The following is a 14,770-nucleotide window of genomic DNA, read 5'->3' as shown; positions in this document are numbered from 1 at the left end:
GTTGGGCGGGGGCTTTTTCTTTGGGGCCGTAGTGATCAATCCCACCTACGCTTAAGTTAGGATGCTCATTCCCTACTTGAGGTGGTCTCCATGTTTTTCGGCGTTCTACTGATCATCACCTGGCTGATCCTGTTGCTGCGCTACCCCGCCAAGGCACTGCCCGTATCCCTCGCGGCCGCCGTGGGCTTGGGTTTCGTCGCGATCTGGGTGGTGTGGCTGGACAGCCAGGAAGCCTCGCAACTGGCCCGCCTGGAGCTGCGCATCACCTATGCTGCCGACGAATGCCCCACCGACCGACCGCTCAAACTGACGCTGAACAATGGCAACGATGTGCCGCTCACCGAACTGCGTTGGCGCGTCGCCGCCTACGCACCGGGCGATACGGTGAACCTCGCGGACAACGTCTATGCCGCCCCACGCTATCGCGGGCCCGGTGAGTTGCAAGCCGGCGCCACGTGGGACGACTGCCTGCCCACTCCGCCTCTGCGCCCCGGCTACCGCCCGCAAACCCTGGAATTTCGCGCCGAGCACCTGCAAGGCAGTTTTTCGGACTGACAAAGGATTGATCCATGCCCAACGTACTGATCACCGGTTGTTCCAGCGGCATCGGCCGTGCCCTGGCGGACGCATTCAAAGCCGCCGGCTACACGGTGTGGGCCAGCGCCCGCCGCCCGGAAGACGTCGCCGCCCTCGACGCTGCCGGCTTTAATGCCGTCGAACTGGACGTCAACGACAGCGCCGCTTTGCAACAGCTGGCCGAACAACTGGGCGAATTGGATGTACTGCTCAACAACGCCGGTTATGGCGCCATGGGGCCGTTGCTCGACGGCGGCACCGAGGCGATGCAACGCCAATTCGAGACCAATGTGTTTTCCATCGTCGGTGTGACCCAGGCGCTGTTCCCGGCTCTGCGGCGCAGCAAGGGATTGGTGGTGAATATCGGCAGTGTTTCCGGTGTGCTGGTAACGCCGTTTGCGGGGGCCTATTGCGCGTCAAAAGCCGCCGTGCATGCCTTGAGCGACGCGCTGCGCATGGAACTGGCGCCGTTTGGCGTGCAGGTCATGGAAGTGCAACCCGGCGCCATCAACACCCGTTTTGCGAAAAACGCCGGCGCCCAGGCCGAACTGTTGATCAATGAACAATCGCCATGGTGGCCGTTGCGCGACGGAATCCGTGCGCGCAGCCAGGCTTCCCAGGACAAGCCGACGCCAGCCAATGTGTTTGCGGCGGATGTATTGAAAGCTGTGCAACAACCACAACCGCCCCGCCTGCTGCGCTCGGGCAATGGGAGCCGCGCGTTACCGTTGATGGCGGCGTTGTTGCCCAAAGGGTTGCTGGAGAAGGTGTTGAAGAAACGCTTCGGGCTGGCCGGTTCGCTCTAACCCTTCATAAAGTCAATGAACGCCCGCACCTTCAGGGGCAAATGTCGGGTGTCCGGATACATCGCGTAGATCCCTTGCGGGGCAAAGCGATGGTCCGGCAACAGGCGCACTAATCGTCCGGCGTCCAGGTCATCCTGCACCAGCCATTGCGGCAACACCGCCACACCGTGCCCACGCACGGCGAAGGCTTGGAGAACGGCTGCGCTGTCGGCGACTAGCGACGCATGGCCGGGGCGATAAGAATGTTCGCCGGCTTGTGGATCGGTCACGCTCAACTCCGTCAATCGGCTATGTTCCAGCTTGGGCAACTGTTCCAAGTCATCCAGCGTATCAACCCCTCCAAACTGTGGTGCCGCCACGGCGAACACCTCGAAAGTCGACAACTGCACCGCGCGGTGATTGGAGTCCAGCAAGCGTCCCAACCGAATCGCCACGTCGAAACGCTCGGAGATCAGGTCCGCGTGAGTGGAGGATGTGGATAAGTGTATGTCCAGGTCCGGGTGCAGGCGGCGGAAGGCTTCGACCGCCGGGGCAACCACGGCCAATGCGTATTCCACGGTGGTAGTGATGCGCAACGTGCCTTTGAGTTGGGCATGCTCCGAGCGCGCCTCCTCCACCGCCAATCGCGCCTCTTCGAGCATGCGTGTGCAGCGCAGGTAGAAGCGCTCGCCGGCATCGGTCAGCGCCAGTTGACGGGTGTTGCGGGTCAGCAGAGTGACGCCCAGTTCTGCTTCCAGACGCTTGAGGTTGAAGCTGACCACGGCGCGAGTCTGGCCCAGCAGGTCAGCGGCAGCGGTGAGAGAGCCGGCCTCGACCACGGCCTTGAAGGTGTCGAATCGGTCCAGGCTGACCATCGGCGGCGCCCTCCTTTGTCAAAATATTTTTGACAAAGTAACAGGCAAACCGACGTATCCCAAACAGCACGACCCGCCTACCCTGCCCGCTTCACTCGCTGGATCGCACTCATGACCTACCGTTCGAAAGTCGCCTGGATCTTTTTATTGGGTTTTGCCCTGGACCTGGTGAACATGTTTGTCGCCACGGTCGCCTACCCGGATATCGCCCACGAACTGCATGCCTCGGTCACGCAACTGGCATGGATCAGCAACGCCTACCTGCTCGGCCTGACCGTGATCATTCCGCTCAGTGCCTGGTTGGCTGCGGTGATGGGGGAGCGAACTCTGATCGCGGCAAGCCTGTTGCTGTTCGCCGGGGCGTCGGTGATGGTGGGCCAGGCGAGTTCGATTGAAACACTGATCGGCTGGCGTGCCCTGCAAGGGCTGGGCGGTGGCTTGCTGATTCCCGGCGGGCAGGCCATGGCTTACCGGCATTTCCCGGCGGCTGAACGCAGCCAACTGACAGCGCGAGTGATGTCGGTGGCATTGCTGGTACCGGCGCTGTCGCCGGCGCTGGGTGGTTTGATTGTCGACAACGTGTCGTGGCGCTGGATCTTCTACGCCAATCTGCCACTGGCGTTGATGACCCTGCTGCTGACCGTGCTGTGGATAAAACCTGACAGGCCGTCGAGCCGTCGTGTGCCACTGGACGTGGGCAGTATTTTCCAACAGATACGCAGCCCAATGCTGCGCACCGCGATGCTGATCTACCTGTGCATCCCCGGCGTGTTCATCGGTACCAGCCTCATCGCCATACTCTATCTTCGCGGCCTCGGGTACGACGCCACACAGACCGGCGCCTTGATGCTGCCGTGGGCACTGGCGTCGGCACTGGCGATTTTGCTCAGCAAAAAACTGTTCAACCGCTGTGGTCCGAAGCCATTGTTGTTGGCGGGCATGCTGCTGCAATGCCTGGGCATCCTGTTGCTGAATGGTCCTGCACTAATCATTCCAGCCTATTTGTTGATGGGGTTGGGAGGCAGCCTGTGCAGCAGTACCGCGCAGACCCTGGCCTTTCTCGATATTCCCGCCGAACGCATGGGCCACGCCAGCGCCCTGTGGAACATCAACCGACAACTGAGCTTCTGCCTGGGCGCAGCGGCGCTAAGTACATTACTGTCGGCCTTGGATTCCTTCGCTATAACCTTCACGATGGCGGCAGCCCTGACCCTGCTGCCTCTTTTTGCGGTGCTGCGTCTGGATACGTCCCGAATACGCGCACTGCTTCACCCTGCCAGCGAGCCTCACCGATGATCGATTACAGCGATTTTTTTGACGAAGTGATCCAGACCCATGTCGAGATCGAACAATGGTTTGCCGGCGTTGCGCCCGAAGGCACCTTGCAGAACCTGCTCGCGCGCTTCTCCCCGGAATTCAGCATGGTTGCCCCGGCGACCGGTGCACGGGTGAATGCGGCCGGAGTCAATGCCCTGTTCACGCGCTTGGGCGGCATGCGCCCGGGATTGAAAATCACCTTGAGCGAGATGGCCGGCATCGATCGCCATGCACGTGGCGCCACGGTGACCTATCGCGAGCATCAGGTCGATGACAGCGGTACACAGACGGACCGCCGTGCCACGGTGGTGTTCGAGAAGCAGGCCAGTGGCGCGCTGCTGTGGCGCCATTTGCATGAAACGTTTATCGCGCAATGACATAGCTATCAGGCCGGATCCTACAAAAAACAGCGAACGGCCTGACATCATTTAAAGGAATCAATCCCCAGGCTCTTTCACCTCTGTCGGCTCACAGGTGAAAGGATGCCTAGGGATTTTCTGCAAAGTGGTGTGCCGCAAGCACACACCACCACTCGCCAGAGGCTGACCAGCCTGCTGAACCTCCCCAAACTCTACCGAACAATCGACGCCGACCCGGGCATCGTCGGGGCCGGCGTGGTGCATATCGGTAGTGACTATCAAGTGACGTTGCTGCGTGAGTTTGTGCCGTTGTGCAGCATCAGGCCCAAACGTGTGATTTTGCGGGAGGTGCCGGGGCCTGTGATGACTGCGCAGGAGCATGCGCAGTTGGCGGCGGTGTCGCCGCATGAGTCTCAGCTATGGCGGGAGGCGTCGGGGATGGCTCTATCCTGCGGCGGAGCTGCGATTGGAATCGTGGTGGCAAAGGCAGGCATCGCGACGGCTCCACTCAGTGCAGGTTCCAGCCTGGCCATCTCCTATATTGCTTACACAGCCGCCGCTGCCAGTGGTGTGCAATGTGCCAATGGCTTATGACGAACCTACAAAGAGCTCACTAACCCGGCAGAAAACGATTATTACGACAGCCTGAGTTGGTATCAGACAATGACCTTAGCTCTGGACGGCATCTCATTGGTGGGCGCAGGTAGCACGACATTTGTCACGATAAAGACAGTCATGATGGTCAAAAGCACAACGGGCCGCAATCTGACTGACATTTTGAGGCGAATGAGCCGCCAGGAACGTGCAAAGCTGACAAACGAAGTGCTGCGCCTACAGAACCCTCGTCATCCTCGTGAAATGATCCGCTTAAAGCAGTTGGCCGGGAAACTTCCCAAACGTTTCAGCAATGCCCAATTACGTCAGGACATCCTCATTCAAATTGCCGATCAGTTGGCCGGCGCTTTTGCTGTAGCCGGCAGCGTTCTATCAGGAAACATCAACCACCTCGTCATCGCCCTCTATGAGGAATTCGACAGCCATGAGCACTAAAAGCGGCCCGATGCCAGCACAGGGAACATTGAGCAGTTACACCAGGCGTTTTGCTTTCACCGTAGGGACTGCGGTGGCCATGATCTTGGCCAGCAGTTCAGGCAACCTGTCACATAGCCTGTCCTACTACGCCCGAATCAACTACCTGCCCAGCGAATATGCGATAGCGGCGTGCTTTTCACTGATATTGGCAATGTGCATCGGGTCAGCCCTTGTCGCGGCGGGCTTACGTTCAGGGCCTCCACTACTGGTGGGCGTCGCAACATTGAACGCGTTACTGTCAACTGGCTACTTAGGGAATCATCCCATTAGTCTGTTTGCAGTATTTCCGTTGTTTCAATCACTGGTTTGCCTGCTGATGCTCAACACAAGAAACCACCGTCGATACGTCAGTATGTTGAGGGTCAAACGCCGTCGCAAAGTCAGAGCCAAAATGCTCTGGGAATAACCGACCTCAATCTGCAGATAACTCCCGCACGATCACCGTGCAGGTAATCCCCGCCGCCAACAACACCCCTTCCGGTACCTCATCGATATGAATCCGTACCGGCACCCGCTGGGCCAGGCGCACCCAGTTGAAGGTCGGGTTCACATCGGCAATCAGTTCGCGGCTTTCGGGGTTGTCGCGGTCGTAGATACCTCGCGAGATGCTTTCCACATGCCCCTTCAAGGTCTCGCCACTCATCAATTGCATATCGGCTTTATCACCGACCTTGACGTGGGGAAGCTTGGTCTCTTCAAAGAAGCCATAGACCCAGAACGAGTTCACATCCACCAAGGCCATCTTGGCTTCGCCGATACGGGCATAGTCGCCGCGATGCACATTCAGGTTGGTGACATAACCATCGACCGCCGCCACCACTTGCGTGCGTTTAAGGTTGAGTTCGGCCGCTTCCAGTTGCGCCAACGCGTGTTGGTAGTCCGCGAGTGCCGAGTCGGCGATATTGCTGGCGTCGTCCCGGTTTTCCTTGGAGATCACCAGCGCATCAAGGTCGGCACGGCGATGGGCGTTGACCTTGCGCATTTCCCAGGTGGCTTTGCGCGACGCCACCAGCGATTGCGCCTGTTTGACCGCAATGCGGTAGTGCTCGGGGTCGATTTGCATCAGCAGGTCGCCCTTTTTCACCAACTGGTTATCACGCACCGGCACATCGACCACTTCGCCGGTGACGTCGGCGGCGACGTTGATGATGTCGGCACGCACACGGCCGTCGCGGGTCCACGGGGTTTCCATGTAGTGCACCCACAACGTGCGGCCAATCCAGATGGCCAAGGCCAGGACCAGCAAGGTCGCGAGCAGGCTGAAAAACTTTTTCATCGGAGCATTCTCAACGGTAGACGGTCAGCGCCAGGGCGCCGAACAGGCAAACGAACAGGCTCAGGCGCAGCAGCGCCGGGTGCCAGAAAAAACGGTAAAGGTCGAACCCGGCCAGGAAGCGATCCAGCGCCCAGGCCAGCGCGGCTGCGATCAAAAACATCAGGGTCATGGTCGGCATGTACACGCCGTGGAAGGCGATTTCACGGGGCATGCGGGGATCCTTGCGTGGCACTTTTCAGAGCCGCCAGCGGCGATTGCGGGTCCAAAAGCGAGGTGCGGATAAAGTGCAGGTAGCTTTTCACCCGGCGTAGGGCCGAGGTGTCAAAGTGCGGGGCGAAGGGTTCGTCGGTGGCCTGCACGCGGCTGATCGCATGGTCGACCGCAATGAGGCCACGCTCCAGGTTGCTCGCGCTGGGTTGCAGGAACAGCCGCACCAGCGAGCGGCCCATCACGCGGATCGCCTGGCGCCAAGGCTGGGATTGGGCGTACGCCGGATGCACCGGAAGAATTGCCTGTTCCTTGCGCAATTCGATAATCGCGTGGCCAACCTCCAGCACCACGAACATCCAGCGCAGCAGATCGCGCTGTACCTGCGGTTGGCCGACGGCGAGACCATAGGCCTGGTGCAGCAGGTCACGCGTGCGGCTTTCAAAGCTCGACGCCAGCCCCTTGAGCTTGCCGCTGATGGCGTACACCACCTGTTCCCGCAGGTCCTGTTCGAGGCGGCGCCACAACCAGCGGCTGTTGGGCGGCAGGATGATCGCCCCCGCCGCTGCGCACACCAGCATGCCGATGATCATGGCGATGTAGTCGTTGATGAAGGTGTAAGGGTTGTAGATCGTCAGGTTGTCCGGCACCGAGCCGGTGCTGAAAAAGATCAGCAGCCCCACGCCGACACCCGCGTATTGCGGGCGTGAAGCGAGGAACGCGCCAAAGATGATCACTGGGGCGAGCATCACGCACAGCAGCGGGAAACCGTCGATCCAGGGAAACACGAAGAACATTTCGACAAAGCCCACCAGTGCACCGATCAAGGTGCCGCAGGCCATTTGGAACGCCATGCGTTTCGGGTTGGGTGTGGCGGCGGACAGCCCGACGGTGGCGGCGGCGATCAAGGTCATGGTCGCGCCGCTGGGCCAGGCAGTCGCCACCCAATAACTGCCGAGCACGATCAGGATGAATGACGCGCGAATTCCCGAGGCGGCACAAGCCAGCCAATTGGTCTTGGGGATAAAGGTTTCATCCCACTGCTCCCGTTCATGTCTGTGCTCCGCCAGGGACGCGTGAGTTTGCGTGTAGTTGTGCAGATCATCGACGAAACGATAGAGCAGCTCGTAGGCGGTATGAAAATCCAGCTGTTCGGCTTCGCTTGGGTTCTGTTCCTGAAAGGCCCCGCGCAGGCTGCGGACCTTGGCAGGCAGGCCATCCTTGTAGACGCTCAGTTGGTTGACCAGGCGCGCCGCATCCGGGCTGGTGAGCGCGCGGCCGGAGAAGCCATCGAGCACTTCGGCAAGGTCTTGCAGGCCGGGTTTGATGGCGGCCACCACGTGATCCGCCTCGTCGGTGCGCAGCCGCTCCAACAACTGATGCAAGGCATTGAAGCGTGTGGTGATGCTCATGAATTCGCTGTTGAGGCGACTGAGCCGGCCGTTGCGCCGACGCATGTGCGGGTCTTCGAACACCGTGATGCTGCGCAGCCCTTCCAGGCCCACGGCTTCGGCGATAAAACGCACGTTGCTGGCCTCGAAACCTTCACGCTGGCTGCGCCCGCGCAGGCCATCGGTGACGAACAGCGCAAACACGCCGAAGCGCTGGTACAAGGCATTGCGCATGGCGGCGCTGGAGGTTTGCGGCAAGATTGCGGCGCTGATCAGGGTGGAGCACAGAATCCCCAGGGAGATTTCCAGCACCCGCCACACCGCTGCCATGAAGGCACCATCCGGATGCGCCAGCGCCGGCAGCCCGACCATCGCCGCCGTATAACCGGCAAGTACGAACCCATAGGCGCGAAAGTTGCGATTGCGCGTCGCACCAGCGGTGCAGATGCCCACCCAGATCGCCAGCGCGCCGAGAAACAACTCGGTGTTCTGCGCAAACAAGGCAATCAACACCACCATCACCGCCGACCCCGCCAGGGTGCCGAGGAAGCGATAGAAACTCTTGGCGAACACCTGGCCGCTCTGCGGCTGCATCACGATGAACACGGTGATCATCGCCGTACGTGATTGTGGCAGTTCCAGGCGCATGGCCAACCACAGCGTGAGGAACGCCGCGATCAACACCTTGAAGATATACACCCAGGTCACGCCGTCGCTGCGTGCCCAATCAAAAAAGCCACGGCGCCACTCCAGGGAATGCAGCCAGCGCAGCGGTGCAGGCAAGGGAGTCATCGAGTCCTACTCAGTGATCAAACACGGCGAGCGCCGCAGAGGTTTTGCCCGGGAGGGTCTCGGCGTTTTGTGGCGCATCGTTGCCGGCGCCGAGGCCGCCGCCCAAGGCCGTTACCAGTTCGGCGTGAGCGCTCAGGCGAGCGGCCTGTACCTGCTGCTCGATCTGTTGCTGATGAAACAGCAAGGTTTGCGCATTCAGTACATTCAGGTAGTCGGTGAGGCCGCGTTGATAGGCGATCATCGCAATGTCGTAGGTCTTCTGCGCCGAAGCCACCGACTGCGCGGCGAAGGCGGCTTGCTTGTCCATCGATTCGCGGCGGATCAATTGGTCGCTGATGCCCTTGAGGGCATCGACCAGGGTCTGGTTGTACTGGGCGACGGCGATGTCATAGCCGGCGCTGGCTTCACCCAGTTCCGCACGCAGGCGGCCGCCGTCGAAGATCGGCAAGGTGATCGCAGGCCCCACGCTATAGTTGAATTTCTTGCCCGCCAGGAATTCCAGCATGCCGCCACCGGTGGCCATGTAGCCGAGGCTGCCGACCAGATCGACATTGGGGTAGAAGCCGGCGTGGGCCACATCGATGCCACGGGCCTGGGCCGCGACTTGCCAGCGGCTGGCAACCACGTCCGGGCGTTGGCCGAGCAATTGCGCGGGCAGGCTCGACGGCAACGTCAACGGCGCGGCCAGGGACAGGCTCGGCCGCTGCAGTTGCGCACCCTCCCCCGGACCTTTGCCCGCCAGGGCCGCCAACTGGTTACGGCTAAGGGCGATCTCTTCGTCCAGCGCGTCCAGTTGGCGATGGGTTTCCGGCAACGGGGTTTCGGCCTGGCTGACGTCGAAGTGGGTGCCGATCCCGGCGTTCAGGCGTTTGTTGGCCAAGTCGAGGATCTGTTGCTGCTGCGCCAGGGTCGCCGCGACGATATCGCGGTTGGCGTAATGCAACGACAACTGGATATAGGCGCGCACCACGTTGTTCTGTAATTCGAGTTGGGCCTGGCGTGCCTCGGCGGCGCTCATGTGCGCCAGGTCGACGGCACGCTCGGTGGCACTGCTTTCGCGGCCCCACAGGTCGAGGGCGTAGCTCAGGCCCAGGGACGCATTGTTGTCCCAGGTGTTGGCACCGCTCAGCTCGCCGGGACCATAGAACTGATCCTTCGGCCAGTTGTGGCGTTTGAGGGTGGTGTCGCTGTTGATCTGTAACGACTCGGCAGACTTGGAAATCCCGGCCATGGCCCGCGCTTCACGCACTCGCGCGGCGGCCATGGCCATGCTCGGGCTATGTTGCGTGGCCAGTTCGACCCAGCGGTTCAGTTGCGTATCGCCGTAGGTTTGCCACCATTGCTCGGTGGGCCAGCGGGCGTCCTGGGCGGCGCTCTGGATGGCTTCGTCGGTAGCCAGGTGGTTGGCGTCGAGAGACTGGCCTTGTGGGGCGACTCCTCCGGTTCCGATGCAGCCGCTGATTGCTAACGATAAAGCCCAAACACTGAGAGTCTTAAGCTCTCTGCTGATGCGACGCGGCACGGCAAGCGTATTCCTGAGAGGGTGGAGCGGGAAAGGTGGCGCAATTCTAGGCGGCGGCATGAACGACGATAAGCTGGTATTCCTGTGAATCTTTGTTACCGTTCAGGCGATAATCCGTTGGTAGGGATCACTGGACGGCGTAACTTTCTGTCACAATTTGTTATCTCCCCTGAGAACACTCCATGGACACTTTGCAAAACATGCGCGCCTTCAGTTGCGTGGCCGAAGCCGGCAGCTTCACCGCCGCCGCCGTGCAACTGGATACCACCACGGCCAATGTGTCGCGCGCGGTCTCCAACCTTGAGGCCCATCTGCAAACCCGCTTGCTCAACCGCACCACCCGCCGCATCGCGCTGACCGAAGCCGGCAAACGCTATTTGCTGCGCTGTGAACAGATCCTGGCCTACGTCGAGGAAGCCGAGGCCGAAGCCAGTGACGCCCACGCGCGCCCTGCCGGGCAGTTGAAAGTGCACACCATGACCGGTATCGGCCAGCACTTCGTCATCGATGCCATTGCCCGCTACCGCCGTACCCATCCGGACGTGACCTTCGACCTGACCCTGGCCAACCGCGTGCCGGACCTGCTCGATGAGGGCTACGACGTCTCCATCGTGCTAGCCAGCGAGCTGCCGGACTCGGGTTTCGTGTCCCAGCGCCTGGGCATCACCTACAGCATCGCGTGCGCCTCGCCGGATTACGTCAAGGCCAAAGGTTGCGCGCAGCGCCCACAGGACTTGCTCAACCACGCCTGCCTGCGCCTGGTCAGCCCGGTGATCCAGTTGGATAAATGGACCTTCAACGGCCCTGAAGGCCAGGAAAGCGTGGCGATCAACACCTCGCCGTTCCTGGTGAACTCGGCCGACGCGATGAAAACCGCGATCACCAGCGGCATGGGCGTCGGCCTGTTGCCTGTGTACGCGGCCATCGAAGGCCTGCGCAACGGCACCCTGGTGCGCGTGATGCCCAACTATCGTTCCCAGGAACTGAACCTGTACGCCATCTACCCGTCGCGCCAATACCTGGATGCGAAGATCAAGACCTGGGTGGAATACCTGCGCGGTTCATTGCCGGAGATTCTGGCGACGCATCAAGCGGAACTGGTGGCATATGAGTTGAGTGGCAGCCTCAGCGGCGCGCGGATGGCCAACTGACAAGCGGCAGCAGGAATGTTAGCGTGCTTGGCATTCTTCCGTAGTCGATGAGCCCGCCTGCAATGAAAAAGACTGTCCTCGCCTTCAGCCGCGTCACCCCGGCAATGATCGAACGCCTGCAACAGGACTTCGAGGTGATCGCGCCCAACCCCAAGCTGGGCGACATCAACGCGCAATTCAATGAAGCCCTGCCCCACGCCCACGGCCTGATCGGCGTGGGCCGCAAGCTGGGACGTGAGCAGTTGCAGGGCGCGAGCAAACTGGAAGTAGTGTCCAGCGTGTCAGTGGGCTACGACAACTATGACGTGGCGTACTTCAATGAACGCGGGATCATGCTCACCAACACCCCCGACGTGCTCACCGAAAGCACCGCCGACCTGGCCTTCGCCCTGCTCATGAGCAGTGCCCGCCGTGTGGCCGAACTGGACGCCTGGACCAAGGCCGGCCAGTGGAAAGCCAGCGTCGGCGCGCCCTTATTCGGTTGCGACGTGCATGGCAAGACCCTGGGCATCGTCGGCATGGGCAATATCGGCGCGGCCGTGGCCCGGCGTGGGCGCCTGGGTTTCAACATGCCGATCCTGTACAGCGGCAACAGCCGCAAGCCGGCACTGGAGCAGGAACTGGGCGCGCAATTTCGCAGCCTGGATGAGCTGCTGGCCGAAGCGGATTTCGTGTGCCTGGTGGTGCCGTTGAGCGACAAGACCCGTCACCTGATCAGCACCCGCGAGCTGGGGTTGATGAAGTCCAGCGCGATCCTGATCAACATCTCCCGTGGCCCGGTGGTGGATGAGCCCGCGCTGATAGAAGCCCTGCAAAGCCAGCGCATCCGTGGCGCCGGGCTGGATGTGTATGAACAGGAGCCGCTGGCCGAGTCGCCGCTGTTCCAACTGAGTAATGCCGTGACCCTGCCGCACATCGGCTCCGCCACCCATGAAACCCGCGAAGCCATGGCCAACCGCGCCCTGGACAACCTGCGCAGCGCTCTGCTGGGCCAACGTCCGCAGGACCTGGTGAACCCGCAAGTCTGGAAGGGTTGACACAAATCCCCTGTGGGGGTCATGTACCGCACAAAATGGTTAAAGCCTGGCTCCCCCAAGTCGATAACCTTCCATAGATCGTCATCCCTGATCCACAGAAGGTTTTTATGTCCACCACCAAAGCCCGCGCAGACTCACTGTCGCTTCTGCTCTTTACCTTGCGCAGCGGCAAGCTGATGGCGATCAACCTGCTGAAAGTCAGCGAAATCATTCCCTGCCCGCCGCTGACCAAGCTGCCAGAGTCCCACCCTCACGTCAAAGGCATCGCCACCCTGCGCGGCAATTCGCTGGCGGTGATCGACCTGAGCCGCGCCCTCGGCGAAATGCCCCTGGCGGACCCAGACGGCGGCTGCCTGATCGTCACCGACGTAAGCCGTTCCAAACAGGGCCTGCATGTGCAGGCGGTGAGCAAGATCGTGCACTGCCTGACCACCGACATCCGTCCACCGCCCTATGGCTCCGGCGGTAACCGTGCGTTCATCACTGGGGTCACCCAGGTGGAAGGTGGCTTGGTGCAGGTGCTGGATATCGAGAAAGTCATCCATGGCATCGCGCCGGCACCGATCGAAGCGGCGCCGACCGACCTGACCATGGAAGAGGCTGAAGTGCTGGGCAACGCACGCATCCTGGTGGTGGACGACAGTCAGGTCGCCCTGCAGCAATCGGTGCACACCTTGCGCAACCTCGGCCTCACCTGCCACACCGCGCGCAGTGCCAAGGAAGCCATCGATGTGCTGCTGGAGCTGCAAGGCACGGTCGAGCAGATCAATGTGGTGGTCTCGGACATCGAGATGTCAGAAATGGATGGCTACGCCCTCACCCGCACCCTGCGCGAAACCCCGGACTTCCAGCACCTCTATGTGCTGTTGCACACCTCCCTGGACAGCGCGATGAACAGCGAAAAAGCCCGGCTGGCCGGCGCCGACGCGGTGCTCACCAAATTCTCCTCGCCGGAGCTGACCAAGTGCCTGGTGGTGGCCGCGCAAACGGTGGCGCAAAAAGGTCTGTGAGCGACTATTTCCAACTGTTGCGTCGCGACCTCAGCGGCAGCCTGCCCGCCCCGCAATGGCCCGCCGGTACGCAGCTGGACCACTACCGCGACGAACTGGCCCCGGCAATTCATGCCGTGCTGTGCCTGACCCAGGAACAGGGCGGCGGCCGCGTGCCCAATCTGGAAACCTGGCGACACCAGTTCACCACCGATGCCGAGTTCGATCCCACCCTGTGCTTGGTAGTCAGCAACGACGAAGGCATTCTCGGCGTGGCGCAGTGCTGGACCAGCGCCTTTATCAAGAACCTCTCCGTTCACCCTTGCGCCCAAGGCCAAGGGCTGGGGCGTGCGTTGTTGCTGCACAGCTTCCATGCATTCAAGCAACGCGGCGAACCCTATGTGGACCTCAAGGTGCTGGAGAGCAATGTGCGCGCTCGCCAGCTGTATGAAAGCGCGGGCATGAAATTTGTCCTACGCGATGTCGTCCCACAGGACTAACACGCACTGGCGTGTAACTTGCTTCCACAGAGCCCAATCGGTGAACAGAGGTAAAAACCCGTCACCGTTCTTGCGTGCCCTCTGACCTAGCCTGGTGACAGATCCGCCATGAATACTCAATTTTCCTGCGTCGGTTGCGGCAAATGCTGCTCCGACCACCATGTGCCCCTGACCCTCGAAGAAGCCCGGATGTGGGCGGCGGACGGCGGTAACGTCATCGTTCTGGTGGAAGGTTTCCTGGGCAATGGCCTCGGCCTGCCCCAGCAACAACGCGAGCACGCCGAGCGCCGTTCGGTGGTGGTGCCCAGCGGCAATACCGAGGCGTTTGTGGCAATCACCTTTGCCGCCTACAACGCCGGGCGCTGCCGGAATCTTGACGAAGACAATCGGTGCCGCATCTATGAGCGCCGCCCGTTGGTATGCCGCATCTACCCGATGGAAATAAACCCGCATATCCCGCTGAACCCCGCGGCCAAGGATTGCCCACCAGAGTCCTGGGAACAGGGGCCGGCGTTGATCGTCGGAGGGGAGTTGATGGATCGGGAACTGGCCGAATTGATCCGCCTCTCGCGCCAGGCCGATCGTGACGATGTACAGACCAAGGAGGCGGTGTGCGCTCTGCTGGGCATTCGCACCACAGCGCTCAAGGGCGATGGATTTACCGCCTACCTGCCGGACATGGGCGCATTCGCCCAGGCGATTGAGTTGGCGGTAGATCAGCCGGCCGTGGCCAATGAGTGGGTGTTCCATGTGTCGGGGCTGGACATCGCCGAACAGGTGCTGGATGCCGGGGCGCAGATTGCGACCGAGGTGCCAAGCAATTATGCGTTTATCCCACTACGCGCGGCTTAGACCAGAACTCTCTCGGTAGTTGGAGGAGTCGGCAGGGCGTCGACTCTAA

The 14,770-nt window shown here is 61.2% G+C and carries 17 protein-coding genes; 12 read left to right on the top strand and 5 right to left on the bottom strand.

Annotated features, from left to right (window positions below):
• Nucleotides 1-90: 90 nt before the first annotated feature.
• Entirely contained in the window at nucleotides 91-555 is a 465-nt protein-coding gene (locus LVW35_RS04835) for a multidrug transporter (protein ID WP_233893981.1), read from the top strand.
• A gap of 14 nt (nucleotides 556-569) precedes the next feature.
• Nucleotides 570-1,382 carry an SDR family oxidoreductase gene (locus tag LVW35_RS04830; RefSeq protein WP_233893980.1) on the top strand — a complete coding sequence of 271 codons (813 nt, stop codon included), beginning with the start codon at nucleotides 570-572 and terminating at the stop codon, nucleotides 1,380-1,382.
• On the opposite strand, the gene LVW35_RS04825 is transcribed toward LVW35_RS04830, so the two are convergent.
• Nucleotides 1,379-2,236, bottom strand: a complete 858-nt coding sequence (locus tag LVW35_RS04825; protein ID WP_233893979.1) for a LysR family transcriptional regulator — start codon at nucleotides 2,234-2,236, stop codon at nucleotides 1,379-1,381. The genes LVW35_RS04830 and LVW35_RS04825 overlap by 4 nt on opposite strands.
• A gap of 111 nt (nucleotides 2,237-2,347) precedes the next feature.
• Between LVW35_RS04825 and LVW35_RS04820 the strand changes: the two genes are divergently transcribed.
• From LVW35_RS04820 to LVW35_RS04800, 5 genes are all read left to right on the top strand, one after another.
• The gene (locus tag LVW35_RS04820; RefSeq protein ID WP_233893978.1) at nucleotides 2,348-3,532 is read left to right on the top strand and encodes an MFS transporter; all 1,185 of its coding nucleotides are present in this window, start codon (nucleotides 2,348-2,350) and stop codon (nucleotides 3,530-3,532) included.
• Complete coding sequence (locus LVW35_RS04815) at nucleotides 3,529-3,930, top strand: DUF4440 domain-containing protein (RefSeq protein WP_233893977.1); 402 nt, start codon at nucleotides 3,529-3,531, stop codon at nucleotides 3,928-3,930. Before LVW35_RS04820 ends, LVW35_RS04815 begins: the two co-directional genes overlap by 4 nt.
• Before the next feature lie 105 nt (nucleotides 3,931-4,035).
• Nucleotides 4,036-4,506, top strand: a complete 471-nt coding sequence (locus LVW35_RS04810; RefSeq protein WP_233893976.1) for a hypothetical protein — start codon at nucleotides 4,036-4,038, stop codon at nucleotides 4,504-4,506.
• Between the two features lie 69 nt (nucleotides 4,507-4,575).
• Nucleotides 4,576-4,962 carry a hypothetical protein gene (locus LVW35_RS04805; RefSeq protein ID WP_233893975.1) on the top strand — a complete coding sequence of 129 codons (387 nt, stop codon included), beginning with the start codon at nucleotides 4,576-4,578 and terminating at the stop codon, nucleotides 4,960-4,962.
• Entirely contained in the window at nucleotides 4,952-5,410 is a 459-nt protein-coding gene (locus tag LVW35_RS04800; protein WP_233893974.1) for a hypothetical protein, read from the top strand. The genes LVW35_RS04805 and LVW35_RS04800 overlap by 11 nt, the downstream gene beginning before the upstream one ends.
• 6 nt (nucleotides 5,411-5,416) lie before the next feature.
• Here LVW35_RS04800 and LVW35_RS04795 read toward each other — a convergent pair whose 3' ends face one another.
• From LVW35_RS04795 to LVW35_RS04780, 4 genes are read right to left on the bottom strand one after another with little or no spacing between them, the layout of a single operon-like run.
• On the bottom strand, nucleotides 5,417-6,280 hold the full coding sequence (locus tag LVW35_RS04795) for an efflux RND transporter periplasmic adaptor subunit (RefSeq protein ID WP_233893973.1): 864 nt from the start codon (nucleotides 6,278-6,280) through the stop codon (nucleotides 5,417-5,419).
• A gap of 10 nt (nucleotides 6,281-6,290) precedes the next feature.
• Nucleotides 6,291-6,491 (bottom strand): DUF1656 domain-containing protein, encoded by a 201-nt coding sequence (locus LVW35_RS04790; protein ID WP_034102272.1) that lies wholly within the window; start codon nucleotides 6,489-6,491, stop codon nucleotides 6,291-6,293.
• Nucleotides 6,481-8,670 (bottom strand): FUSC family protein, encoded by a 2,190-nt coding sequence (locus LVW35_RS04785; RefSeq protein ID WP_233893972.1) that lies wholly within the window; start codon nucleotides 8,668-8,670, stop codon nucleotides 6,481-6,483. The genes LVW35_RS04790 and LVW35_RS04785 overlap by 11 nt, the downstream gene beginning before the upstream one ends.
• Before the next feature lie 10 nt (nucleotides 8,671-8,680).
• Nucleotides 8,681-10,192: an efflux transporter outer membrane subunit gene (locus tag LVW35_RS04780; RefSeq protein ID WP_233893971.1), complete on the bottom strand. Its 1,512-nt coding sequence runs from the start codon at nucleotides 10,190-10,192 to the stop codon at nucleotides 8,681-8,683.
• A 182-nt stretch (nucleotides 10,193-10,374) separates the two neighbouring features.
• Here LVW35_RS04780 and LVW35_RS04775 point away from each other — a divergent pair, with 182 nt between their 5' ends.
• From LVW35_RS04775 to LVW35_RS04755, 5 genes are all read left to right on the top strand, one after another.
• Nucleotides 10,375-11,343, top strand: coding sequence for a LysR family transcriptional regulator (locus tag LVW35_RS04775; protein WP_233893970.1), 969 nt, complete (start codon nucleotides 10,375-10,377; stop codon nucleotides 11,341-11,343).
• Between the two features lie 62 nt (nucleotides 11,344-11,405).
• On the top strand, nucleotides 11,406-12,380 hold the full coding sequence (locus LVW35_RS04770) for a 2-hydroxyacid dehydrogenase (RefSeq protein WP_233893969.1): 975 nt from the start codon (nucleotides 11,406-11,408) through the stop codon (nucleotides 12,378-12,380).
• 107 nt (nucleotides 12,381-12,487) lie between these two features.
• On the top strand, nucleotides 12,488-13,390 hold the full coding sequence (locus LVW35_RS04765) for a chemotaxis protein CheV (RefSeq protein WP_016974976.1): 903 nt from the start codon (nucleotides 12,488-12,490) through the stop codon (nucleotides 13,388-13,390).
• Nucleotides 13,387-13,869, top strand: a complete 483-nt coding sequence (locus LVW35_RS04760) for a GNAT family N-acetyltransferase (RefSeq protein ID WP_233893968.1) — start codon at nucleotides 13,387-13,389, stop codon at nucleotides 13,867-13,869. Before LVW35_RS04765 ends, LVW35_RS04760 begins: the two co-directional genes overlap by 4 nt.
• 108 nt (nucleotides 13,870-13,977) lie before the next feature.
• Complete coding sequence (locus LVW35_RS04755; RefSeq protein ID WP_233893967.1) at nucleotides 13,978-14,721, top strand: YkgJ family cysteine cluster protein; 744 nt, start codon at nucleotides 13,978-13,980, stop codon at nucleotides 14,719-14,721.
• Nucleotides 14,722-14,770: the final 49 nt, after the last annotated feature.

This window comes from Pseudomonas sp. HN11, assembly GCF_021390155.1.
Lineage (GTDB): Bacteria > Pseudomonadota > Gammaproteobacteria > Pseudomonadales > Pseudomonadaceae > Aquipseudomonas.
This window is presented reverse-complemented; position numbering and strand designations above follow the sequence as displayed.